This is a genomic window from Affinundibacterium amnicola, from assembly GCF_014284275.1.
GTDB lineage: Bacteria > Pseudomonadota > Gammaproteobacteria > Burkholderiales > Burkholderiaceae_D > Undibacterium > Undibacterium amnicola.
The window spans coordinates 114,326-136,428 of sequence record NZ_JACOFU010000006.1 but is presented as its reverse complement, the minus strand read 5'-3'; the positions used below and the strand labels follow the sequence as shown (position 1 = coordinate 136,428).

Sequence of the window (22,103 nt, the reverse complement as noted above, 5' to 3'; positions counted from 1 at the left end):
CAATTCACAATAAATAAACATCGAAAAAGGAAGTTTCATGGAACGCGACCAGGCCACCAAGTTTATGAACGATTTGCTCAAACTGATGTTGAGCAAAAATGGTTCAGATCTTTTTATTACCGCTGAATTCCCACCAGCTTTCAAAATTGATGGCAAGGTAACACCCGTCTCAAATCAAGTGTTATCACCAGCGCATACCGTCGATTTAGCACGCGCTATCATGAACGATAGACAAGCATCTGAATTTGAATCGACGAAAGAATGTAACTTCGCAATCAACCCACCGGGGCTGGGACGTTTCCGTGTTTCCGCCTTTTTACAACAAGGTCGGGTTGGCATGGTGTTGCGGACGATTACCTCAGCGATTCCTACGTTTGAAGAGTTAGGTCTACCGAATCAACTCAAAGAAATCGGCATGACTAAACGCGGCTTGGTGATCATGGTCGGCGCAACTGGTTCTGGTAAATCGACCACTTTGGCGGCAATGGTCGGTCATCGTAACGCGAATAGTTACGGTCACATCATCACCATTGAAGACCCGATTGAGTATGTGCACCCACATGGCAATTGCATCATTACACAACGTGAAATTGGTATCGACACCGATGATTGGGAAGTCGCTTTAAAAAATACCCTACGTCAGGCACCTGATGTGATTCAGATTGGTGAAATCCGTTCACGCGAAACGATGGATCTGGCAATTGCCTTTGCTGAAACCGGTCACTTGTGCTTAGCCACACTGCATGCGAATAGTGCGAATCAAGCTTTGGATCGTATGATTAACTTCTTCCCCGAAGAACGTCGTCCGCAATTATTGATGGATCTATCTTTGAACTTAAAAGCCGTGATTTCACAGCGTTTGGTGCCCTTGCGCGGTAAAAAAGGCCGAATTGCGGCGATTGAAATTATGCTCAATACACCATTGATTTCGGATTTGATTTTTAAGGGAGATGTGCATGAAATCAAAGAGATCATGAAGAAATCTGAAGAACTCGGCATGATTACCTTTGATAAATCGCTGTTCGATTTGCACGAAGCTGATTTGATCACTTATGAAGATGCTTTACGCAATGCCGACTCAGTCAATGAGTTACGTTTAGCGATTAAACTGCGTGGCAAAGATGCCAGCAATCGAGATCTTTCAGCTGGCACACAACATCTGGGCATCGTATGAGCGCACTAGGATTTCATGCCAAACGTCTGAATGGCGACAATGCTGATCTAATGGAGTATGCAGGACAAGTCGTGCTAGTCGTCAATACCGCCAGTGATTGCGGCTATACGCCGCAATACAAGGGTTTGGAAGCGCTCTATAAAGAATTTCAGGCACAGGGTTTCAGCGTATTAGGATTTCCCTGCAATCAATTTGGTCAGCAAGAGCCCGGTGATGCCAATGACATCGGCGCTTTCTGTGAGAAAAACTATGGTGTGAGCTTTCCGATGTTTGAAAAAGTCGATGTGAATGGTGACAATGCGCATCCCTTATTTCAATATCTAAAAAGTCATGCGCCTGGCGTGATGGGCACCGAAATGATCAAGTGGAATTTCACAAAATTTCTGATTCAACGTGATGGAAGCGTCTTCAAACGCTATGCACCGCAAACCACGCCATTAGAAATCCGCGAAGATATTTTGCAGTTATTAAAACCTTAGATTATCAACGCTCACTAATCACGCAGCCATTTTTGCATCACCGGAAATGGCTGCGTTTGATGCAAGGCAGCGTTGCTTTCATCAAAACATAAACCCATCCACTGCAATAGAGGCAAGCCGACAAATTGACCTTGTCTAAAGCTATCAATAAGCCAATTCGCATCATTTTTATAGCCATTGGGGTGAAACACCACATCGAGCGGAACGCCTAGGTGACGGGCTGCCGCATACGACCATAAGACCGCAGCAATTTCTTCGCCATCTGTGGGCCAAGGCAGTTCTAGTGCATCACTGCCAACAGCTACTCGCTGCGCGGCTGTCGTTACCGCTAAATGCCCCGCTTCATGCAATAGATCGCCCGGATATAACAGCTTTTCGGGATCAAGATAAATGCAATTCGGCCCTAAATCTAAGCCGGGTAAAAAAGTCTCATGCGTCAGGCGCTTATGAATCACCGAGATTCCTAAATTCTCAATAAAATCACACATCACTTGTTGGTATTTCAGACTATCATTCATATTCAATTCCAAAAACAAGAAACGCTGGCTTTTCATCGCCTGCTAACATGGCAATTCATATCTGACGAGAGAATACCCTATGTACCTCAAATATAAAAAATATATGCTGGCGAGCATCGTATTGTGCGGACTAACACAGCTAGCACAAGCCCAGATTTATGAATGCAAAGATGCACAAGGTCGCAAGATTATGGCCAGTCGCTGTCCGATTGGCAGCACGATCGTAAAAGAAGTAGAAGTCACTCCGGTATCAAACGGCCTGGGTACTCAGCCCACGACGAAAAAACCGACCCAAAGTTTATGGGCAAAAGAAATCGAATTCAAAGAAAGACAAAAACAAAAAGAAGATCAGGCAGCTTTAGCACGCGACAAGCAAAGAGCCGATGGGGAAAAATGCTATCAAAATAGGAAGCGTTTGATCACCTTAGAAAATGGCTTGCCTTTGATCATTGGCGAAAATCAACAAGGCGAACCGATTTTCATGGAAGACGACAAGCGGCAAGAAGAGATAAAAAAAATCAATGAAAAACTCAAAGGCTGTCGAGAAGATTAACTTTCTTACTAGATTGTGATGGGCTTACAAGCTAGCCTGAAGGCATCACAAATTGCAGAATCTCTCGATTTGTGGTCTAATTGCAACTTAGTTGCACCCTTCCCGCTCTGAGGCTCAAAATTCACTCCACGCTTACCTCCATCATATTAACGACCGCAATTGCTGGCGTACTGAGTATCAGCTTTGCCGCAATCTTTTCGTTTTCCTTGCTGTCCAGATTAGTCGACCGCATGGTGAGCTTGTCGGTAGGGATTATGCTCTCGACTTCTTTATTGCATGCCTTACCTAGTGCGTTTGAGTCAGGCACCGATCCACGTTCGCTGTTTGCCTGCTTATTGGGCGGCTTGTTGGCTTTCTTCTTATTAGAAAAATTTGCGATCCTACGTCATTCACATCATCACGAAGGCGATGGTCATCATCATGAACATGGACATGATGCCCATGAAGCAGGCAAAGCTGGTTGGATGATTTTAATTGGCGATGGCATGCATAACTTCACCGATGGTATCTTAATCGCGGCTGCATTTTTAGCCGACCCTAGCTTGGGTGTGGTCACTGCATTAGCGATTATTGCGCATGAAATCCCGCAAGAAGTGGGCGACTTCATCGTTTTACTTAATGCAGGTTTTTCACGCAGACGTGCGTATATTTATAATCTGTTGTGTAGTTTGATGGCGGTACTCGGTGGCGTTGTTGGCTACTACACCTTAGAGAAAGCCAGCTCTTTAATCCCTTATGTATTAGTACTGGCGTCTTCTGGATTCATCTATATCGCGGTCAGCGATTTAATGCCGCAAATGCAGCGTCGCGCAAGCTTGAAAGAAACCATACCGCAAATCATCTTGGTCAGTTGCGGTGTGCTCTTGGTCTTATTCGTCACCCAGCATCAACATTAAAGTAGCACTTGCCGTCGTCAAGTTGAAGAAATAGTCAGGCAATTAAACTTATCATCAATTGCCATTGCCACCAACATCAAACACTGCCAGTCGCGACTGGACGGCTAGCATCAGAACACCACTCACTCCACGAGCCAGGATATAAAGCTGCACCACGCAATCCAGCCACTTCTAATGCGAGTAAATTGTGGCAGGCAGTCACGCCAGACCCACATTGCATGATCGCATTAGATGGCGCATCGATCAAAGCCAACCACTCTTCACGCAGTGCTTGTGCAGATTTGAATTGACCATCGGCTTGCAAATTGTCTTTAAAAAAACGATTCTTCGCACCAGGAATATGCCCACCGACAGGGTCGATCGTTTCATTTTCACCGCGGAAACGATCCGCGGCTCGCGCATCAATCACTTGTAATTGCGTACCAGCTTCAGCTTGCAGATTTTGCAGAACCGTTTGCACGTTGACCTGTTTCGTCAAACTGCTTTTCACCTCGATATTTCCTGAAATAGGACTAACAGCTTCGGTGTGCAAAGTCTGCCCACCTGCGGTCCAAGCAGCGATGCCGCCATCTAAAACTGCAACTTGCGCGTGGCCAATTGAACGCAACAACCACCATAGACGTGCAGCAAACATTCCGCCATGCGCATCGTAAGCGACCACTTGCGTATCATCGTTGATACCAAACCGACGCAAAGCAGCGAGTAAATCTTCTGTCTTGGGTAATGGATGCCGTCCTAAAAATATGCCATGCTCATCGAATTTAGAACCAGACAAATCAGTATCCAGATTAGCGAAGACAGCGCCCTCGAAATGGCCAGCATCGTAAGCTTTTTTGCCGGCAAGTGGATCCATCAAATCATGGCGACAATCGATGATCACAGTGTGATGCTTGGTGCGTTGTTCAACTAGCTGCTCTGCATTGATCAAAGTAGTAAACATCATTTTCCCTTAATTGTCTTTACTGGAATTATCAGTACCAGAATTACTATTGAACGAAGACGCTATCATACCGCTAGATAAAATAACTGCAATTCCTAACCAACTGATCCAGCTCAAACTCAGCTTCCAAATCATGACATCCAAAGCGCTGGTGAACACAATTCCTACGTATTGCAAATTCGCCGCCACCAAAGGATTTCCCAAGCGATAGGATCGTGTCATTGCTAACTGCGCAATCATGGCGAAGATACCTACTCCAAGCAGAAGCGCAATTCCTTTGGGGTTCAATAATTGATGATTCACATGCGCGGCTAACTGTGACTCGGAGAAAGTATTGAAATGCCAAAATTGCCCAATCAAACCCAGTGCGGTACAGACCAAGGAAAAATAAAACACCACGCGATATTCAGGTTCGCCCGCCACGCCCATTTGACGCACCTGAATATAAGCGAGTGCCGCAATAAAACCCGAACACAATGCGATTAAGCTATCGGGCAATTGATCGACACGAATAGTCGGCCGCAACAACATGACGACACCGACGAATCCCAACAAAATCGACCATACCAAATGCGGTGGCAAATGCACGACATCTTTGCCGCGATTTTTCCACCAAGAAGTCGCAAACAAAATCAACGCCACCCAAATCGATGACATATAACTGAGCGTCACAGACAAAGATAGTGGAAGCTTAGAAATCGAATAGAACCATAACCACAAAGAGGTCACGCCAAAAACTCCGCGCCAGATGTGGCCCTTGATCATGCTGCTACGCAAGCTGCCGTTTTGCCAGCGCATTAACAAGTAAATCCCAATCACACCAATAGCACCGCGATAAGTCACGATCTCGGCAGTGTTATAGGTTTCAGAAGCGAGCTTAACGCAGACACCCATCAGAGAAAATAAGAAGGTCGCGACCAACATCCAGAGAGCTTGCATAAATCTTCTTTAACTTAATTTGTTATTTGTTTTGACAAATGATCCACAGAAAAAAGTATGGGGAAGCATTGCTTCCCCATGTTTGCATTACTTAGAACGTCATCTTACGTCGATACCATTCATGGAAGTGCTGCATGCCGTCTTCCATCGGCGACTGGTAAGGGCCTACTTCATTCTCGCCGCGATCCAGTAAAATTTTACGTCCTGCATCCATGCGTGCACCGATCTCATCATCTTCGATACAGGTTTCCATATACGCGGCACGTTCCGCTTCGATGAATTCACGCTCAAACAAAACGATTTCTTCTGGATAGTAAAACTCCACCACATTCTTGGTTTTACCAGTTGCGGTTGGCCACAAAGTCGATACCACCAACACGTGCGGATACCATTCCACCATAATGTTCGGATACAAAGTCAGCCAAATTGCGCCATATTTTGGCGGCTCGCCACCACGGAATTTCAAGACTTGCTCTTGCCACGCCTGATATTTGGTCGAGCCAGACTTCAACAAGCCTTTATGCACACCGACGGTTTGCACGCTGTAGTCTTCGCCGAATTCCCATTTCAAATCATCGCAAGTGACGAAACTCCCGAGGCCAGGATGAAAAGGCTCAACGTGATAGTCTTCCAGATAAACTTCAATGAAAGTTTTCCAGTTGTAATCGCATTCATGCACTTCAACGTGATCAAGCATGTAACCAGTAAAATCCAAATCCTTAGTCACGGATAAGGTTCCCATTTTCTCCATCACGTTGTAGCCATTTTGTTCAAACAGCAAACCGTTCCAATTTTGAATGGGTGTACGTGACAGATTCAGGCAAGGCGTATCTTTGAAATGTGGCGCGCCTATCAGCTCGCCTTTCAAATCATAGGTCCAGCGATGTAAAGGACAGACGATGTGATTCGTATTACCGCGGCCGGTCGTGCCGGGACCGCCAAACATTAAAGCCTGACGATGACGACAAACATTCGAGAGTAATTCGATTCCATCTTTGCCACGCACCAGCATACGCCCTTCATTTTCAGAAGCGAGCGTCGCGTAATCGCCGACGTTAGGAACCATCAACTCGTGACCGACATAGCGTGGGCCAGATTGAAATAATTGTTTGATCTCGCGCGCTAACAAGGCTTGATCAAAATAAACATGCACCGGAAGTTGCGCGTCAGAACGCGCTAATGTAGACAAAGAAGCCAGATCGGACATCCCCACCCCCCAAATTAATTTGCACCAACCTAAGAGAGAAAGAATCCACAAATACCTTTTTTCGAGCGATCATGCAGCGTCGAAAATTCAAACAAGAGACAACAATAGGCACTTGATGAGGAAATTTTGGACAGAACGCGGGATTATACCCGAAAGCATTTCTAAGGTCTTGTTTTTACTTGAGAAATATTTTTCTGGGCGGGTCTTACCAGCGTAAATCTAAAATAAGCTGGCAGAGCAAGTTGGATGATTTAGAGAATTTTTCCATGACAAATTGCGAATAAGTCATGGAGTCCATTTTGGAAAATCGTCGGATTAAATTCAGCTTTCAGCTATAACTTAGCAGAATCACGTACGCTCGGTAAGAATTTAGCAATTGTCGCCAATAAATCATCTTCGGCCACGGGTTTACTCAAAAATGCATCACAACCCGACCAATTTGCACGCAGCTTATCAATGATGGAAGACTTACTCGTCAACATGACAACAGCGGAAGATTTAGTTTTGTTATTGGCTTTAATCCGCTTACATACTTCATAACCATCAATCCCGGGCATCATGATGTCGAGGAAAATACAGTTGTATGCTTTATCGTCGGCTTTGGCGCTCGCTTTTTCTATCGCTTGTTCACCGGTTTCAGCAAAATCGACATCAAACTGAAAGGGCGACAATTTGATCCGCATAAAAGCACGCACTGTCGCACTATCATCGACAACAAGCACCGTTTCACGCGCAGGCGTTTCAATGATCGCGTCGACCGCAATGCTCTTTTGATCGCTGGAACGGCGCATCGTCGCGCCATCCCATTGATCAGACAAAGCACCGCGTGCGCTACGGTGCAATAAAGCGCGCTGCATTTCACTATCCAGATTCTCAAACAAACGCATCCAATGGATAGGTTTGCTGACAAATGGCCATGGTGTTTCTATCGGTGTTCTGCCGATCACCACTGCTGGCGAATGGGCGTTAGGCACCCCAATGTCGCGGCTTAATAGTTCTTCTATCGCTTCTGGATTATCGGCATTAATCAAATAAATATCTGCACGTCCATCACTTTCACCAGCTTCAACGTAGCACATATCGCGACGACTAGTGAGGCGAAAAGTGGAAGTCAGCATGCTTTTCTCAGCATTCGAAAAACCACGCATTTCTAATATAAAACGACGACTAGCTTTCGAAGCTGCGACCATGGAAGAGGATTGAGTCATTACTTAATACCTGGTTTCGATTTTTGACTATCAGTGTTTCGATCATACAATAAAGCACACGAGCATAAGTGAAAAGCGTCATAAAACACCGTGTTTATCAGGAGAATTAATCACCTACTCTCTATTTGAGAAAATTACACAACACGCAATCGCTTTGGATATGAATGGATATATTTAATTATTGAAATAGGGCAATAAAATCTTTAACAACTTGCGCTGGTTTATTCGCGTTGTACACGCTACTGATCGCCGCCACCATATGTGCACCGCGAGCTACCAAAGGACGCGCCAGATCCACTGTCATGCCACCAATAACCACTTGTGGCAAAGTCAATTGCGCATTTGCTGCGTCAACAATACTAGGACAAGTTGTAACAGGATATTGCTTAACCGCAGATGGATAGAAGCCGCCGAATGCCATGTAGCTAGCGCCTTGCAATTGCGCCAGATGCGCTAATCCTAAGTCACCATAGCAAGATGCACCGACGATCTTATCCGCACCTAAAGACGCTCGCGCTTGCGCAACGGATACATCACTACCACCCACATGCACGCCATCTGCATTCAACTGCAAACTTAGGTTAACGAAATCATTGATGATGAACGGCACCGCATACTTCTTACACAAACTTTGTAAAGCACTCGCCTGCGCATAACGCAATTCAATATTCGCCGTCTTATGCCGGTACTGCAACAAACTAACACCAGCAGCCAACGCACTTTCGGTCACGTCTAATAAGCGTTGCGTATCATCCCAATTTGGTGTCACCAGATACAAACCTCGCAACACTCGCAACTCTTGCTTGCTTGCACTCATACGATTTCCTTGTTTAGTGTTTTACCAAAATACCTTGCCGGAATTAACTGTCCTGGAGCAACGACATAAGCTTGCTCTAAGCATCGTTGCACATAAGATTGCGCTACCGTCAAACTAGTTCCCACGCTTTCTCCCAACGCCAACCGTGCTGCAATTGCCGCCGCCAACGTACAACCAGTGCCATGAAACGCATCAGAGATCCGTGGCCAAATCCAAGATCTGGCAAGGCTAGCCACCTGCTGCTCCTGCTGCCATTCAAACCAGTGATTAATCACTTCAGACATAAACTCACGCGTCGCACCATGCCCACCTTTGAGTAGCACATCGCAAGCAAATTGCGCTGTGAGTTTTTTTGCTTTGACATCATCAGAATCAGTTCCACTCACCAAGCGTCCTAGCTCTGGAAGATTCGGCGTAATCAAGGTAGCACAATGCAAGACAGGTTGAACTGCTAGCAGCGCATCTTGAATCGATAGAGCGTCACCACCACCACTTCCCAAGACCGGATCAACAATGACAGGTATCGCTGGCTGGCGCGCTTGCAAACGATTCACGCATTGCGCAATCAACTGCGCGTTCTCGATTGAGCCAACGATACCAAGCTTAATCGCAGCAATCGGAATTCGGTCCAGCAACATCTCGAACTGTTCGCCCATCACACCCGCATCAACCGGATACACTGCCTGCACGCGATTATTATCTTGCACGGTCAGCGCCGTCACGATAGGCAAGGCGTGTGCGCCTTGGGCAGAAATTGCTTCGATATCTGCTTGTATGCCAGCACCACCGCTAGGATCGTGCCCGGCAAACACCAGCACACAAGGCCGTTGACGACGTTCGCGCATTAGATCACACGCCCCGCCATGGGCGAAGAGGGAGATGCTGCAAACTTTTTCGGAATCCGCCCAGCCAAAAAGGCTTCACGTCCAGCTTCAACGGCTAAGCCCATAGCACGTGCCATACGAATCGGATCACGCGCTCCGGCAATCGCGGTATTCATCAACACGCCATCACAACCAAGCTCCATCGCAATTGCAGCATCGGATGCTGTACCGACTCCTGCATCGACGATGATAGGTACATTCGCCTGTTCGATAATCAGTGAAAGATTCCATGGATTCAAAATACCCATACCGGAACCGATCAAGGATGCAAGTGGCATCACCGCGACACATCCTATATCTTCCAACATACGCGCTTGAATAGGATCATCGCTGCAATACACCATCACATCAAAACCATCTTTGACCAAGACTTTCGCAGCCTCCAAAGTCTCAGGCATATTCGGGAATAAAGTTTTTTCGTCACCCAAAACTTCGAGCTTGCACAGCTTATGACCACCGAGTAATTCGCGACCTAATTGTAAAGTGTAGATCGCATCTTTCGCGTTATAGCAACCTGCGGTGTTGGGCAGGATAGTGTATTTCGACATCGGTACGACATCAAGCAAACTTGGCGCGTTGGGGTCTTGTCCTATGTTCACGCGACGAATCGCGACCGTGATGATTTCTGCACCGCTCGCTTCGGTGGCGAGTTTGGTTTGGTCTAGGTCTTTGTATTTTCCGCTGCCTACTAAGAGGCGTGATTTGTAGGTTTTGCCTGCTATGGTCAGGCTGTCTATTTGTGTTGTCATGGTTTTCTATTCTGATTTATGTTCAATAATTCATCTGACTAAAACCCATCCCCATCCCAACCTTCCCCTTGAAGGGGAAGGAGTATTCCGGTTCTAAGAAAATTCAGCGCGACGGATATCCCCTCCCCTTCAAGGGGAGGGTTAGGGTGGGGATGGGTTTCTCTCAACTATTCAAATTCTCTCTTCCTCAACTGCACCTGTCGATAGATCTCTTCCAGCACATTCTCCAACTCCTCAATCACCTGATTATTCCAAAATCGTAAAACCACATAACCAGCATCGTGCAAACACTTCGTTCGGTAATCATCGTAACTTTGTGCATCAGCATGTTGAGAACCATCTAATTCAACAACTAACTTCAACTCAGGACAGACAAAATCCAAGACAAAATTCAACAATGGATGTTGTCGTCGAAACTTGACGCCTAATTGTTCACCACGCAATCGCGACCACAACAGACGTTCGATATCTGTCATACCTTTACGCAGCAAACGTGCATTTATCGTGATTTGTGAATTAGAGGAATTGCGCATGAAATTTACCCACCACCAATCGCCCTCACCACATCCACCTGATCGCCAGCTTGCAGCGTGTGTTGTTGCCACTCCGCGCGACGTATCACTTGACGATTGACGGCAACAGCAATCGCCTGATTACCTAATTGCAGTTCAGTAATCAGGCTATGTAAATCGATGGCTGAAGACAAAACACGTGGCTCGCCATTGAGCTGAATTTTCATCACAATTTCCATCGCAGCACCTAAGATTTTTTATAGATTTCTGCGCCGGATTTCACAAACTCAATTGCTTTGACTTCCATGCCTTTTTTCAAAGCGTCGATTTCGCTAATACCTTGCGTCGCTGCATAATCGCGTACTTCTTGCGTGATTTTCATAGAACAGAAATGCGGGCCGCACATGGAACAAAAATGCGCGACTTTAGCGGAATCTTTAGGCAAAGTTTCGTCATGGAATTCACGCGCTTTGTCTGGATCTAAGCCAATATTAAATTGATCTTCCCAACGGAATTCAAAGCGCGCTTTCGACAAGGCGTTATCGCGAATTTGTGCGCCCGGATGCCCCTTCGCCAGATCGGCGGCATGAGCTGCGATTTTGTACGTAATGATGCCGTCTTTCACGTCCACTTTATTCGGCAAACCCAGATGCTCTTTCGGCGTGACGTAACACAACATCGCCGTGCCATACCATCCGATTTGCGCAGCACCGATACCAGAAGTGATGTGGTCGTAACCCGGTGCGATGTCGGTCGTGAGTGGTCCCAGCGTATAGAACGGTGCTTCATGACATTGTTCTAATTGCAGATCCATATTCTCTTTAATCAGATGCATAGGAACATGGCCTGGACCTTCTATCATCACTTGTACATCGTGCTTCCAGGCAATCTGGGTGAGCTCACCCAAGGTTTTCAATTCACCCAACTGTGCTTCATCATTCGCATCGTAAATGGAACCCGGGCGCAAACCATCGCCTAAGGAGAAGGACACGTCGTAGGCCTTCATAATTTGACAGATATCTTCGAAATGCTCGTATAAGAAACTTTCTTTGTGATGCGCGAGACACCATTTCGCCATGATGGAACCACCGCGTGAAACGATACCGGTCATGCGTTTCGCCGTCATGGGTACGTACTGCAAACGCACGCCAGCATGAATCGTGAAGTAATCCACGCCTTGCTCCGCTTGTTCGATCAAAGTATCACGGAAAATTTCCCAAGTCAGATCTTCCGCCTTGCCATTTACTTTTTCCAATGCCTGATAAATCGGTACAGTACCGATAGGCACCGGTGAGTTACGGATGATCCATTCGCGGGTTTCGTGGATGTGTTTTCCGGTCGACAAATCCATCACATTATCGCCACCCCAACGTATCGCCCAAGTCATCTTTTCGACTTCTTCACCGATGGAGGAAGTCACGGCGGAGTTCCCAATATTCGCATTGATTTTGACTAAAAAATTGCGGCCGATAATCATCGGTTCGACTTCCGGATGATTGATATTCGCAGGAATAATGGCGCGGCCACGGGCAATTTCATCGCGTACAAATTCTGGCGTAATCGTTGCGGGAATCGAAGCCCCGAAAGATTGTCCCGGATGCTGACGCCCCATCATGGTTGCGAGTTTTTCGCCCATAGGACCGGAATTTTTCAGGTTTTCCAAATACTCTTGGCGGCGCATATTTTCACGGATCGCTACATATTCCATTTCTGGTGTGACGATGCCTTGTCTAGCGTAATGCATTTGCGTGACGTTTTTGCCTTGCAGTGCGCGACGTGGTTTGCGTTGCAGATTAAAGCGCAGCTCGTGCAGCTTAGGATCGTGCAAGCGTTCGATGCCATATTCTGAACTTGGTCCAGCTAATTCTTCAGTGTCATTGCGTTCTGCTATCCAAGCGCCACGCACAGACGCTAAACCTGAGCGGATATCAATTTTCACATCAGGGTCGGTGTAGGGACCTGAAGTATCGTAGACGTAAATCGGGGGATTTTTTTCTGCACCAAACATCGCAGGTGTATCGGCTTGCGAGATTTCACGCATAGGCACGCGAATGTCAGGACGACTGCCAGAAACGTAGATTTTGCGAGAATTTGGTAAGGCTTGAATGGCGGCTTCGTCGACCTTGGCGGTAGCGGACAAAAATTGTGGGTTGGCGTTCATTTGGCTCCTTTGCTTTATTGATGGCGCGGAGCCAGCAAAGGAGTTTCCAATTTGAGCGATGGCACACCTTACATTCAGATGGCATCACGGCTTTGGCTGCTTCCCTTCGCTGGCATTATCCAGATCAGGTTCAAGGGTATTTCTCACCCGACAAAAACAAACTTGTCAGGACCCCTAGCGTTTAAAAATCATTAGCAATAGTAATATTGCCGCCGCATTATATCTGCGATTGAATTAAATTACCAAATACTTCGTTTTTATTGCGTAGCAGCTTGATAGCCGCTCACAGTGATTGGTGCCAAATCTTGTAACGGCCCGAGAACCTCGATAATTTCCACCATATTATCTTTGATCGCGGCAGCCAAATCATGAGTTAAAGTTGGCAGGGCATCTTCATGCGACACCAATAATCGCGCCAAGCCGTAGGCGCGATTTCGACCATGTGTTTTGCCCAGATACAAAGCCATGTCGGCAATTTGCAATGCACGTTCCCAATCACAAAACTCCTCTGGCACATCTGAGAATGGCACAGAAATGAATCCAGCGGTAACGGTAACAGGAATGACCAAAGCCTCATGTGTAAATGGCTTTTCGCCTATGGTACGTAACACACGTTCTACCAAGCTCGTAATTTGTTCAGGATTAGATTTCGGTGAATAAATTAAGAATTCTTCCCCACCCCACCGCATCACCATATCTTCATCACGCACCACAGCTTTCAAGCGTGCAGCTACCTCTTTTAAAACGACGTCACCAACCGCGTGCCCCCAAGTATCATTGATATTTTTGAAGTGATCGATATCCATCAACACCATGCAATCAGGATTCCGATAAGAACCTTCTCGACGTTCATTCTCAACCCGTCCAGTGCGGTTCACCATCAAATTAATAAATGAACGACGATTATGTAAGCCAGTTAAAGCATCGCGTACGGCATGGAATTCCAACTGCGAATTCACTTCTTGCAATTGCTCATTCAACTTTTTGCTACGACGATACAGCATATAGATAAAACATCCTGCAAGTATGCCGACCAACGAAGCAAGCAAAGCGACCATATGTTGCAAGCGGTGGTTTTTAATATCCGCATCTTTTAAGGCATTGTCTTTCGCCAAAATCTCGATCTGCCGTTTTCTTTGTTCGCTATCAAATTCTTCCTGCAAAGCGGCAACTGCTTTGGCGCGATCGGATTGAAAAATCTCGTCACTGAGCTTTTGTTGCTGACGCACTTGTTCCAAAGCTTCTTTATATAAGCCAGCCGCTTCGTACATCTGCGAGAGCTCACCAATAATCATTTCCACGTCGGACTTCGCGTGATTCTTATCAAAAAAAGCGATACTTTCTTTGACCAAATCGCCACCTGGCTTGGTCTTGCCTTGATAGCCCAGCGCCAACCCAAGATTAACTTTAGCACCAGCAATCCCCCAATTGTCTTCCATGGCCTCTGACTTTGTCATCGCGTCACGGGCATACGATTCTGCGCGCTTGAAATCTTTTTTAATCAGGTATTGGTCTGCGATATTGAACAAAGCCAACGCGACAAAATATGGCAGCTTTTCTTCTTGCGCAACTCTCAAAGCATTTTCATATTCTTTCAATGCTTCGTCATTGCGTTTCAGACTGCTCAATGCAACCCCACGAGAAATCGAGATCTCAACAAAAGCTTTTGGAGCAAGGCTGGCCGAAGAAACCGAGAGCGCCTCGGTCGTGGCAGTTAAGGCCTTTTCAGGATCTTTCATTTGCAGATATAAACCTGAAATTAATCCCCAGGTCGCCATTTTGGCCTGCACTTGCCGACGCGGAAGCTGATCGCTCAATTTGAGCATATCCAAATACTGCTTGAGCGCCTGATCAAAGCGGAAGTTACTGCTATAAAAACCCGCTAAGGTGGCGCGATAACGAAACTGTGCATTGACGTTGTTACTATTGGCAACAACATCGGCCAACTTCTCTAAATGAGCAACAGCGGTTGCGAAACCTGATTTTTCAAAAATATCATAGGCTTCGTAAATCTCTAAAATTAATAAGGCATCTTTTAGCTTGACCTGTTTAGCAAGATCTTCCAACTCTTTGATAGTTTGCTTGCCCAGTTTCGTATTGCCCGCATCAAAATACAAATTACTCAACACGGATAAAATTTCGAGACGAATTGCAGGCGAAGTATCTGCTGGAAGTTTGTTCTTAAACGCTAATAATTGACGCAAACCCTCTTCATTATTTCGATCGGACAAAGTTTGTATCGTATCAAGCTCTTGCATGATCGCTTGATCGCCGGCTTGGTCAGCCTTCGCTGCGAAAGACAGACTCATCAATACGATAATCGCAAAAATTTGCCATAAAACGTAATGTTTTAAGCCACTAAAAACACTTAATTGTCTGTTGCTGAGTGCAGCAGATAGATGGAAAAAGTGTTTCATGCGTTTATCACCTCGATCACGTTACTTTTGTGCGCACGAAAAATGCATTCGCGGTCAAAGAACCTGGCGCAGTTTGCCTGTCTGTTTTTCTAATGTGCAGAGGCATCTATGCTAGCATTTTCCCAAAAGCATCATTGCTTTTTTTTGTTAGACACTCTCGAATATGCGACAGATTTAGAGGGATTACACGACTTCTGCTGCTTATTAAACTATTTTTAACAGTTTTTTCAGAGCCATTTTCAATATTGCTTTTTAAATTACTTACTCCCTATTTCAAACGCATATCAAACGCATATTCCAGCTCAAAACCATCTCCAACATCCTTCATCGCAAAATATCTTCTACTAGGGCGTGTTGACCTAAACAAAACACACAATTCAACACCACCAGCAAGAAATTGCCCCATCAGCAGTAGAAAATCAGCGCGATTATTTCTGGTAACACGACACACTCATTTATAATCAAGGGTTTCGCCATACCAATATCCGAACCTAGGCATCTTCTTCATGGCTTGCGTTCGTACTAACTGAGAGTTTGCACATATCATGGAATTAGCTAAGTCTTTTGAACCCGCCAACATCGAATCCTTTTGGCGCACCGAATGGGAAAAGCGCGGATACTTCGCCGCGTCTACCGATGAATCCAAACCTTCATTTAGTATCCAACTGCCACCACCCAACGTCACTGGCACTTTGCACATGGGCCATGCGTTTAACCAAACCATTATGGATGGCTTGACGCGTTACTACCGTATGCGCGGCCATAACACGGCATGGGTACCAGGCACCGATCACGCCGGTATCGCAACGCAAATCGTGGTGGAACGCCAACTCGATGCACAAAAAATTTCTCGCCACGATTTAGGTCGCGAAAAATTCTTAGAAAAAGTCTGGGAATGGAAAGAAAAATCTGGTTCCACGATTACGGGTCAAATGCGTCGTATGGGCGCATCTGCCGATTGGAATCGCGAATACTTCACGATGGATGCAGAACGCTCAAAAGTGGTCACAGAAGTGTTTGTACGTTTGGTAGAACAAGGTTTGATCTATCGCGGTAAACGTTTGGTGAACTGGGATCCAGTCTTGGGCACAGCGGTGTCCGATTTGGAAGTGGTGTCCGAAGAAGAAGATGGCTCCATGTGGCATATCCGTTATCCATTCGCGGATGGTAGCGGTCACCTAACAGTCGCGACGACACGTCCGGAAACCTTGCTCGGTGACGTCGCCGTTGCGGTTGATCCAACCGACGAGCGCTACACCGCTTTTGTTGGCAAGATGTTGAAATTGCCTTTGACGGATCGCGAGATTCCTGTGATCGCTGATAGCTATGTCGACAAAGAATTCGGCACTGGCTGTGTGAAGATCACACCAGCACATGACTTCAACGATTACGCCGTTGGCCAACGTCACAGTTTAGCATTGATCAGCATATTAACTTTAGATGCGAAGATTAATGAGAACGGACCAGCCGCTTACCAAGGTATGGACCGCTTCGTCGCACGTAAGCAAATGGTCGCCGATCTCGATGCGCAAGGTTTGCTCGAATCCGTTAAGCCACATAAACTCATGGTGCCACGTGGCGACCGTACGAACGTCGTGATCGAACCGATGTTGACGGATCAATGGTTTATGGCCATGAGCAAACCAGCACCTGAAGGCACCCACTTCCCAGGCAAATCGATTGCCGAAGTCGCGCTAGAAAAAGTGGCGAATGGTGAAGTGAAATTCGTACCAGAAAACTGGAGCACGACTTACAACCAATGGCTGAATAATATTCAAGATTGGTGTATCTCTCGCCAATTGTGGTGGGGTCATCAAATCCCAGCATGGTATGGCGATAACGGAGAAATCTTCGTCGCCCGCGATGAAGCTGAAGCGCAAGCCAAGGCAGCAGCCGCTGGCTACACTGGCGCCTTGAACCGTGACAACGACGTGCTCGACACTTGGTTCTCTTCTGCCCTTGTTCCATTCTCAACTATGGGCTGGCCAGAATTAACAGTCGATAGCAAACTGTTCCTGCCATCTTCTGTATTGGTCACAGGCTTTGACATCATCTTCTTCTGGGTAGCGCGTATGGTCATGATGACCGCGCACTTCACAGGCAAGGTGCCTTTCCACACCGTCTATGTACACGGCTTGGTGCGCGATTCTAGCGGCCAAAAAATGTCTAAGTCCAAAGGCAATACGCTCGACCCTATCGACTTGATCGACGGTATCAGCGTCGATGACTTGGCAGCGAAACGTACAGTTGGTTTGATGAACCCAAAACAAGCGACCAGCATCGACAAAGCAACGCGCAAAGAATTCGCTGATGGCATTCCAGCTTACGGCACAGATGCTTTGCGCTTCACGATGGCAAGCTACGCTTCCCTCGGTCGCAACATCAATTTCGATTTAGGTCGCTGCGATGGTTACCGTAATTTCTGCAATAAACTCTGGAACGCGACGCGCTTTGTACTAATGAATACCGAAGGTCAGGATTGCGGTTTCACAGGTACAGCAACAGACAATGATCTCGATTATTCACAAGCCGATAAATGGATCATCTCGACGCTGCAACGCACTGAAGCAGAGCTAGAAAAAGGTTTTGCCGACTACCGCTTCGACAACATCGCATCCGCCATCTACAAATTCGTGTGGGATGAATACTGCGATTGGTATTTGGAAGTGGCGAAAGTCCAAGTACAACAAGGCAACGAAGCGCAACAACGCGCCACTCGTCGCACCTTGTTACGCGTATTAGAAGTCACCTTACGCATGGCACACCCAGTGATCCCATTCGTCACCGAAGCCTTGTGGCAAACCGTCGCCCCATTGGCAGGCAAAACGCTGAATCCGGCGGGCGACTCCATCATGATGCAAGCTTACCCGTTGGTGAATGCAGAAGCGATCGACGAAGCCGCAGAACATTGGATGACAGGCCTCAAAGCCGCCATCGATGCATGCCGTAACTTGCGTGGTGAAATGCAATTATCGCCAGCAGTACGCGTGCCGTTGTTGCTACAACCAGCAAACGCAGAAGACAAAGCACGCATGGAAAGTTACGCACCTTACATGGCAGCCTTAGCGAAATTGTCTGAGGTGCAGATCGTCGATGTCTTACCAGACTCACCAGCACCTGTCTCCATCGTCGGTGAAACCAAGCTGATGTTGAAAGTAGAAATCGACGTCGCCGCAGAACGCGAACGCCTCTCGAAAGAAATGGCAAAACTCGAAGCCGAAATCAACAAAGCACAAGCCAAACTCAGCAACGAAAGTTTTGTGGCACGTGCTCCAGCTGCCGTTGTCGAGCAAGAGAAAGAACGCGTTGCTGGCTTCTCTGCGACTTTGAGTAAGATGCAGGAGTCGTTTGCGAAATTGGGGTGATTTGATTTTTTGGTTGAGTTGTAAATGCAAAAAGCGCTTCGATTTTTTCGAAGCGCTTTTTTTTTGGACCGAGAAAATTCCTAGGGTGTGCGCAGTTTCATCGTGCCCACACGTAATGGTCGATAAAGGTGAAAAGCATAAACCACAAGACAATCACTCTCTAGGTTTTCCAAATCTTCGTGGGCACAAAAAACGTGCCCACATGGTTGTTTTTAGAGTCCAATACCTCAGCTAGGTAGCTGCCGATATATCGCATAAATTTTTTATGACCTCAAAAAAAACAGCGAATGCTGTCAAATCGATGGCGTTAGTTTCATACGGAGTGTTCGTGATTACTTCAGTGAAGGCTGATTTAGACAGGCCAACAGTATTCCCATCACCATCAACTATTTGATCCGCTGGCTGATCAAATACTTTTTTCGCCAGCTCGTCATCTACATTGGGGAAATCTTGTGCTCGATAGATTCTTTGTCCTGTAGTCGGTCGTGTTATTATTTCTATTTCGTTCGAAAACCACAAGCGCTTCCCTGAGGCGGGGTCGACCGTACGCAGTGTGTCGTCGGTATAGTACAGCTCGATACTCAAATTCTTATATTCAGAGCGATGCTTAGGAATAGGCAAGCAAACCGAGTAGACATTATTACCCCAATCCTTGAAGGCGTTCGGCGCACCGGACATCGATTTTGTAATCGTCGGATTATCTCGATCGAATACAAATATCATTTTTCGTTTTTGGGGAAGTGTGGCCATGTGCTCGCACATTTGGCTGAGTCGTGTGTCTCCCATATTGACTTCATTTTCATACTCGAAGAAGTCAATATCAATCGATTCGAACTGCCCCCTCGACGCGAGCGTTTTAAGTGCGAACTTAAGATGCTTCCAATCAGTTTTCCCCTCCGTAATTATCAGAGGTTTGGTCTCAGACTGAGACATATTTTTAAGTTCTTCGTATCGTTTTCGAAACTGATCGTTTTCGCTAATAAATAGATCATAACTGGATTGAAATTCATCAAACTCGTGAGGCGCAATCTTACAACCTATCGGAAAATTGTATATATCTAATTCGCCGCTATCCGCCATCCCGAGAAGAAAAAATGGCGAGTGCGTTGAAAATATAAATTGTACGTTAGGAAATTTTCTAATTATTTTTGGAAGCACCTCTTTTTGAAAACTAACATGCAGATGTAGGTCAATTTCATCTACAAGAACAATTCCTGTGACGTCATTCAAGCTTTGCGGAGGTGCACCTTTAACGATCTCGTACGCTCGAATTATTTCTGTCGCCAATCCAAGTGTCATTAACTCTCCAGAAGACATTTGAGAAATATCAGGCGCTACTATTTCCTCTTGTTTGCCCTTCTTGGTCGCAAAAACTGTTATCTCTCGATTTCCTTTGGGGCCGATCCCGATTCTCGCGGAACTGATCTGGGAATTCTTTGCGATAAGCATAGTTGAAACAATCTCATTCACGAGGCTGAATAACTGAGTATTTGGACCAGCGTATCCTTGGAAGTATGGATACGAGCTAGTGCCGTAAATCGGCGTTTCTATTTTCTTTTCATACAATTCCCTATCTAGGAGGACGTTCAGAATCCACCGCTTCGTTTCTTCAATAATATTTGTGCGAATAGGGTTTAGCTTTGATTTTCCGTAATGATTTTGATCCTTCACGAAATTAACCTTCGCTGTTTCATTCATCCAGTAAGGGGACTCGTAACGAAAGTAAGGAAAGTACAAAAATTCCGAGCCTCTTATGTGAACCTTCTGATGTTCACCTACTGAAATATTTTTAAAGAACCCGGAATTTGCGAACTCACTACCTTGCAAGACAGTCAAGAGCGAGGGAATTAAATTTTTAGTCAAAAATTCACTAGGTGGAATTCTCGATACAACTTCGTTGAATACGATTTCGCCATCTCCTACTGAAATCGTTACACTTGTATGGCTATAGGCTGAGGCGTGTTGAACATAGTTCTGAGACGAATTTTTCAAAAACTGATTTGCTTCAATCTCTTGTATTTCCGAAAAAGAAGATCGCCTTGCTTCCGTCATTGCATCTAATATCACTGATAACGCCAATGATTTCCCAGCGCCATTTTGTCCAACTATCGCAATTGGAATCGGGTGACCATCATCCGAAAATCTTGGTTCAATAGTGACATTCGAGATAGGCCCGAAATTTCGTAAATACAACTTAGTTATTTTCATGAAAATTATTTCTCCTAGCGCGAACTGTTCGTTTTGTGGAGTTAAATTATTACAGAACAATAAGATCAGACTATTACCATCCAACATTTGTGATAACTATGCAAGACAGCATTGTAGGGCGGGTGCAACCCGCGCCGCCTATCCTATGTACATAGTTGATTGACCTCTCTACCGCGCGGGTTGCACCCGCCCTACACACTAAACAATCTCCACCAATTCCGAATACCCACTCAAGATCGCATCCGCCGTCAAAAATCGAAGTGGCTCACTCATCGCTTGCGCAATCAAAATGCGATCAAAGGGATCTTTATGAATGTCAGGCAAACCCGCGACCGTGGCGGCGTGCGCTGCTGTGATCGGCAATTCTTGAAAGCCGCTTCTGCTGATCTCTGCGACGAGCTGATCAACATCCACACTTAACTTACCAATCGATGCCTTAATCGTTGCTTCCCAAATGGATGCGCTACTGACATAAACCTCATTGGCATCTTGAATTTGTGTGCGGGCTTTTTCGGAAAGTTTGGGACTATCTTGTAGCCACCAAAGATAGACATGGGTATCAATGAGTAATTTCATTAATCACCTTCAAATGCCGATTGAATATCACTGGGCAACGGGGCATCGAAGTCGTCCGCAATCTGCAATTTCCCCTTCAAGGCGCCAGGCTGACGAACAGTTTTTTTAGCGTTAATTGGAACCAATCTCGCAGCAGGCTTACCCGCGCGCGCAATCACAATTTCATCACCTTGGGAAACTGCTTCGACTAGCTTGGAAAACTGTGTTTTTGCATCGTGAATATTGATGACTTGCATGGTGTACCTCTTTAGAACTTAAAGTTAGTCCAGTTTAGTCCATGCAAATTTGAAAAGCAAGTGATTGCCTTTATTGACGAGCGCAGTCAGGTAAGGCGTATACTTTTCGTTGGGCGCCAATAGCCGCAGGCGTATTGCGCTGCATGAACGTTGATCATGGCCATATATCATTTCTTTTGATATGTTAGACATGCAAATAAATTGTTTTGCCGTTTTTCAAAATACCATCGGACGGTGTAATACGGCTTCGCCTCACACCCTACG

The 22,103-nt window shown here is 46.0% G+C and carries 20 protein-coding genes and 1 riboswitch; of the genes, 5 read left to right on the top strand and 15 right to left on the bottom strand.

Annotation, left to right across the window (positions count from 1 at the left end; all coding sequences use genetic code 11):
* Positions 1–37 precede the first annotated feature (37 nt).
* The gene (locus H8K33_RS14815; protein ID WP_186891826.1) at positions 38–1,174 is read left to right on the top strand and encodes a PilT/PilU family type 4a pilus ATPase; all 1,137 of its coding nucleotides are present in this window, start codon (positions 38–40) and stop codon (positions 1,172–1,174) included.
* A complete protein-coding gene (locus H8K33_RS14810) occupies positions 1,171–1,653 on the top strand; it encodes a glutathione peroxidase (RefSeq protein WP_186891825.1) in 483 nt (160 codons plus the stop codon). The genes H8K33_RS14815 and H8K33_RS14810 overlap by 4 nt, the downstream gene beginning before the upstream one ends.
* 14 nt (positions 1,654–1,667) lie before the next feature.
* On the opposite strand, the gene H8K33_RS14805 is transcribed toward H8K33_RS14810, so the two are convergent.
* The gene (locus H8K33_RS14805) at positions 1,668–2,171 is read right to left on the bottom strand and encodes a hypothetical protein (protein ID WP_186891824.1); all 504 of its coding nucleotides are present in this window, start codon (positions 2,169–2,171) and stop codon (positions 1,668–1,670) included.
* Positions 2,172–2,250: 79 nt separating this feature from the next.
* On the opposite strand from H8K33_RS14805, the gene H8K33_RS14800 reads away from it, so the two are divergent.
* A complete protein-coding gene (locus H8K33_RS14800; protein WP_186891823.1) occupies positions 2,251–2,724 on the top strand; it encodes a DUF4124 domain-containing protein in 474 nt (157 codons plus the stop codon).
* A gap of 107 nt (positions 2,725–2,831) precedes the next feature.
* Positions 2,832–3,620 (top strand): ZIP family metal transporter, encoded by a 789-nt coding sequence (locus H8K33_RS14795; protein WP_222613441.1) that lies wholly within the window; start codon positions 2,832–2,834, stop codon positions 3,618–3,620.
* Positions 3,621–3,696: 76 nt separating this feature from the next.
* On the opposite strand, the gene H8K33_RS14790 is transcribed toward H8K33_RS14795, so the two are convergent.
* The 11 genes from H8K33_RS14790 to H8K33_RS14740 form a co-directional block, all read right to left on the bottom strand.
* Positions 3,697–4,563 (bottom strand): sulfurtransferase, encoded by an 867-nt coding sequence (locus H8K33_RS14790; protein WP_246443639.1) that lies wholly within the window; start codon positions 4,561–4,563, stop codon positions 3,697–3,699.
* Between the two features lie 6 nt (positions 4,564–4,569).
* Positions 4,570–5,499, bottom strand: a complete 930-nt coding sequence (locus tag H8K33_RS14785) for a DMT family transporter (RefSeq protein WP_186891821.1) — start codon at positions 5,497–5,499, stop codon at positions 4,570–4,572.
* A 91-nt stretch (positions 5,500–5,590) separates the two neighbouring features.
* Positions 5,591–6,706 carry an aromatic ring-hydroxylating oxygenase subunit alpha gene (locus tag H8K33_RS14780; protein WP_186891820.1) on the bottom strand — a complete coding sequence of 372 codons (1,116 nt, stop codon included), beginning with the start codon at positions 6,704–6,706 and terminating at the stop codon, positions 5,591–5,593.
* 332 nt (positions 6,707–7,038) lie between these two features.
* Complete coding sequence (locus tag H8K33_RS14775; protein ID WP_186891819.1) at positions 7,039–7,914, bottom strand: response regulator; 876 nt, start codon at positions 7,912–7,914, stop codon at positions 7,039–7,041.
* Between the two features lie 178 nt (positions 7,915–8,092).
* Entirely contained in the window at positions 8,093–8,731 is a 639-nt protein-coding gene (gene thiE, locus H8K33_RS14770; RefSeq protein WP_246443637.1) for a thiamine phosphate synthase, read from the bottom strand.
* A complete protein-coding gene (thiD, locus tag H8K33_RS14765) occupies positions 8,728–9,576 on the bottom strand; it encodes a bifunctional hydroxymethylpyrimidine kinase/phosphomethylpyrimidine kinase (RefSeq protein WP_186891818.1) in 849 nt (282 codons plus the stop codon). Before thiD ends, thiE begins: the two co-directional genes overlap by 4 nt.
* Positions 9,576–10,364: a thiazole synthase gene (locus H8K33_RS14760; protein ID WP_186891817.1), complete on the bottom strand. Its 789-nt coding sequence runs from the start codon at positions 10,362–10,364 to the stop codon at positions 9,576–9,578. Before H8K33_RS14760 ends, thiD begins: the two co-directional genes overlap by 1 nt.
* A 167-nt stretch (positions 10,365–10,531) precedes the next feature.
* A complete protein-coding gene (locus H8K33_RS14755; protein ID WP_186891816.1) occupies positions 10,532–10,897 on the bottom strand; it encodes an endonuclease domain-containing protein in 366 nt (121 codons plus the stop codon).
* A gap of 5 nt (positions 10,898–10,902) precedes the next feature.
* Positions 10,903–11,103, bottom strand: coding sequence for a sulfur carrier protein ThiS (gene thiS / locus H8K33_RS14750; protein ID WP_186891815.1), 201 nt, complete (start codon positions 11,101–11,103; stop codon positions 10,903–10,905).
* 20 nt (positions 11,104–11,123) lie between these two features.
* Positions 11,124–13,037 carry a phosphomethylpyrimidine synthase ThiC gene (gene thiC / locus H8K33_RS14745; RefSeq protein ID WP_186891814.1) on the bottom strand — a complete coding sequence of 638 codons (1,914 nt, stop codon included), beginning with the start codon at positions 13,035–13,037 and terminating at the stop codon, positions 11,124–11,126.
* An 84-nt stretch (positions 13,038–13,121) separates the two neighbouring features.
* A riboswitch (TPP riboswitch) is annotated at positions 13,122–13,223 on the bottom strand.
* Positions 13,224–13,294: 71 nt separating this feature from the next.
* Positions 13,295–15,454, bottom strand: a complete 2,160-nt coding sequence (locus tag H8K33_RS14740; RefSeq protein WP_186891813.1) for a tetratricopeptide repeat-containing diguanylate cyclase — start codon at positions 15,452–15,454, stop codon at positions 13,295–13,297.
* Between the two features lie 545 nt (positions 15,455–15,999).
* Between H8K33_RS14740 and H8K33_RS14735 the strand changes: the two genes are divergently transcribed.
* On the top strand, positions 16,000–18,819 hold the full coding sequence (locus tag H8K33_RS14735; protein WP_186891812.1) for a valine--tRNA ligase: 2,820 nt from the start codon (positions 16,000–16,002) through the stop codon (positions 18,817–18,819).
* A gap of 231 nt (positions 18,820–19,050) precedes the next feature.
* Here H8K33_RS14735 and H8K33_RS14730 read toward each other — a convergent pair whose 3' ends face one another.
* From H8K33_RS14730 to H8K33_RS14720, 3 genes are all read right to left on the bottom strand, one after another.
* The gene (locus H8K33_RS14730) at positions 19,051–21,027 is read right to left on the bottom strand and encodes an AAA family ATPase (RefSeq protein WP_186891811.1); all 1,977 of its coding nucleotides are present in this window, start codon (positions 21,025–21,027) and stop codon (positions 19,051–19,053) included.
* Positions 21,028–21,225: 198 nt separating this feature from the next.
* The gene (locus H8K33_RS14725; RefSeq protein ID WP_186891810.1) at positions 21,226–21,603 is read right to left on the bottom strand and encodes a type II toxin-antitoxin system VapC family toxin; all 378 of its coding nucleotides are present in this window, start codon (positions 21,601–21,603) and stop codon (positions 21,226–21,228) included.
* Complete coding sequence (locus tag H8K33_RS14720) at positions 21,603–21,839, bottom strand: type II toxin-antitoxin system Phd/YefM family antitoxin (RefSeq protein ID WP_186891809.1); 237 nt, start codon at positions 21,837–21,839, stop codon at positions 21,603–21,605. The genes H8K33_RS14725 and H8K33_RS14720 overlap by 1 nt, the downstream gene beginning before the upstream one ends.
* Positions 21,840–22,103 lie beyond the last annotated feature (264 nt).

What these genes read in the sequence shown, in the direction of transcription:
- H8K33_RS14780 (WP_186891820.1), bottom strand. Translation starts at nt 6,706, where the DNA reads ATGTCCGATCTGGCTTCTTTGTCTACATTAGCGCGTTCTGACGCGCAA.
- H8K33_RS14785 (WP_186891821.1), bottom strand. Translation starts at nt 5,499, where the DNA reads ATGCAAGCTCTCTGGATGTTGGTCGCGACCTTCTTATTTTCTCTGATG.
- H8K33_RS14760 (WP_186891817.1), bottom strand. Translation starts at nt 10,364, where the DNA reads ATGACAACACAAATAGACAGCCTGACCATAGCAGGCAAAACCTACAAA.
- H8K33_RS14810 (WP_186891825.1), top strand. Translation starts at nt 1,171, where the DNA reads ATGAGCGCACTAGGATTTCATGCCAAACGTCTGAATGGCGACAATGCT.
- H8K33_RS14720 (WP_186891809.1), bottom strand. Translation starts at nt 21,839, where the DNA reads ATGCAAGTCATCAATATTCACGATGCAAAAACACAGTTTTCCAAGCTA.
- H8K33_RS14735 (WP_186891812.1), top strand. Translation starts at nt 16,000, where the DNA reads ATGGAATTAGCTAAGTCTTTTGAACCCGCCAACATCGAATCCTTTTGG.
- H8K33_RS14730 (WP_186891811.1), bottom strand. Translation starts at nt 21,027, where the DNA reads ATGAAAATAACTAAGTTGTATTTACGAAATTTCGGGCCTATCTCGAAT.
- H8K33_RS14815 (WP_186891826.1), top strand. Translation starts at nt 38, where the DNA reads ATGGAACGCGACCAGGCCACCAAGTTTATGAACGATTTGCTCAAACTG.
- thiD (WP_186891818.1), bottom strand. Translation starts at nt 9,576, where the DNA reads ATGCGCGAACGTCGTCAACGGCCTTGTGTGCTGGTGTTTGCCGGGCAC.
- H8K33_RS14790 (WP_246443639.1), bottom strand. Translation starts at nt 4,563, where the DNA reads ATGATGTTTACTACTTTGATCAATGCAGAGCAGCTAGTTGAACAACGC.
- H8K33_RS14800 (WP_186891823.1), top strand. Translation starts at nt 2,251, where the DNA reads ATGTACCTCAAATATAAAAAATATATGCTGGCGAGCATCGTATTGTGC.
- thiC (WP_186891814.1), bottom strand. Translation starts at nt 13,037, where the DNA reads ATGAACGCCAACCCACAATTTTTGTCCGCTACCGCCAAGGTCGACGAA.
- H8K33_RS14775 (WP_186891819.1), bottom strand. Translation starts at nt 7,914, where the DNA reads ATGACTCAATCCTCTTCCATGGTCGCAGCTTCGAAAGCTAGTCGTCGT.
- thiS (WP_186891815.1), bottom strand. Translation starts at nt 11,103, where the DNA reads ATGAAAATTCAGCTCAATGGCGAGCCACGTGTTTTGTCTTCAGCCATC.
- H8K33_RS14755 (WP_186891816.1), bottom strand. Translation starts at nt 10,897, where the DNA reads ATGCGCAATTCCTCTAATTCACAAATCACGATAAATGCACGTTTGCTG.
- H8K33_RS14805 (WP_186891824.1), bottom strand. Translation starts at nt 2,171, where the DNA reads ATGAATGATAGTCTGAAATACCAACAAGTGATGTGTGATTTTATTGAG.
- thiE (WP_246443637.1), bottom strand. Translation starts at nt 8,731, where the DNA reads ATGAGTGCAAGCAAGCAAGAGTTGCGAGTGTTGCGAGGTTTGTATCTG.
- H8K33_RS14740 (WP_186891813.1), bottom strand. Translation starts at nt 15,454, where the DNA reads ATGAAACACTTTTTCCATCTATCTGCTGCACTCAGCAACAGACAATTA.
- H8K33_RS14725 (WP_186891810.1), bottom strand. Translation starts at nt 21,603, where the DNA reads ATGAAATTACTCATTGATACCCATGTCTATCTTTGGTGGCTACAAGAT.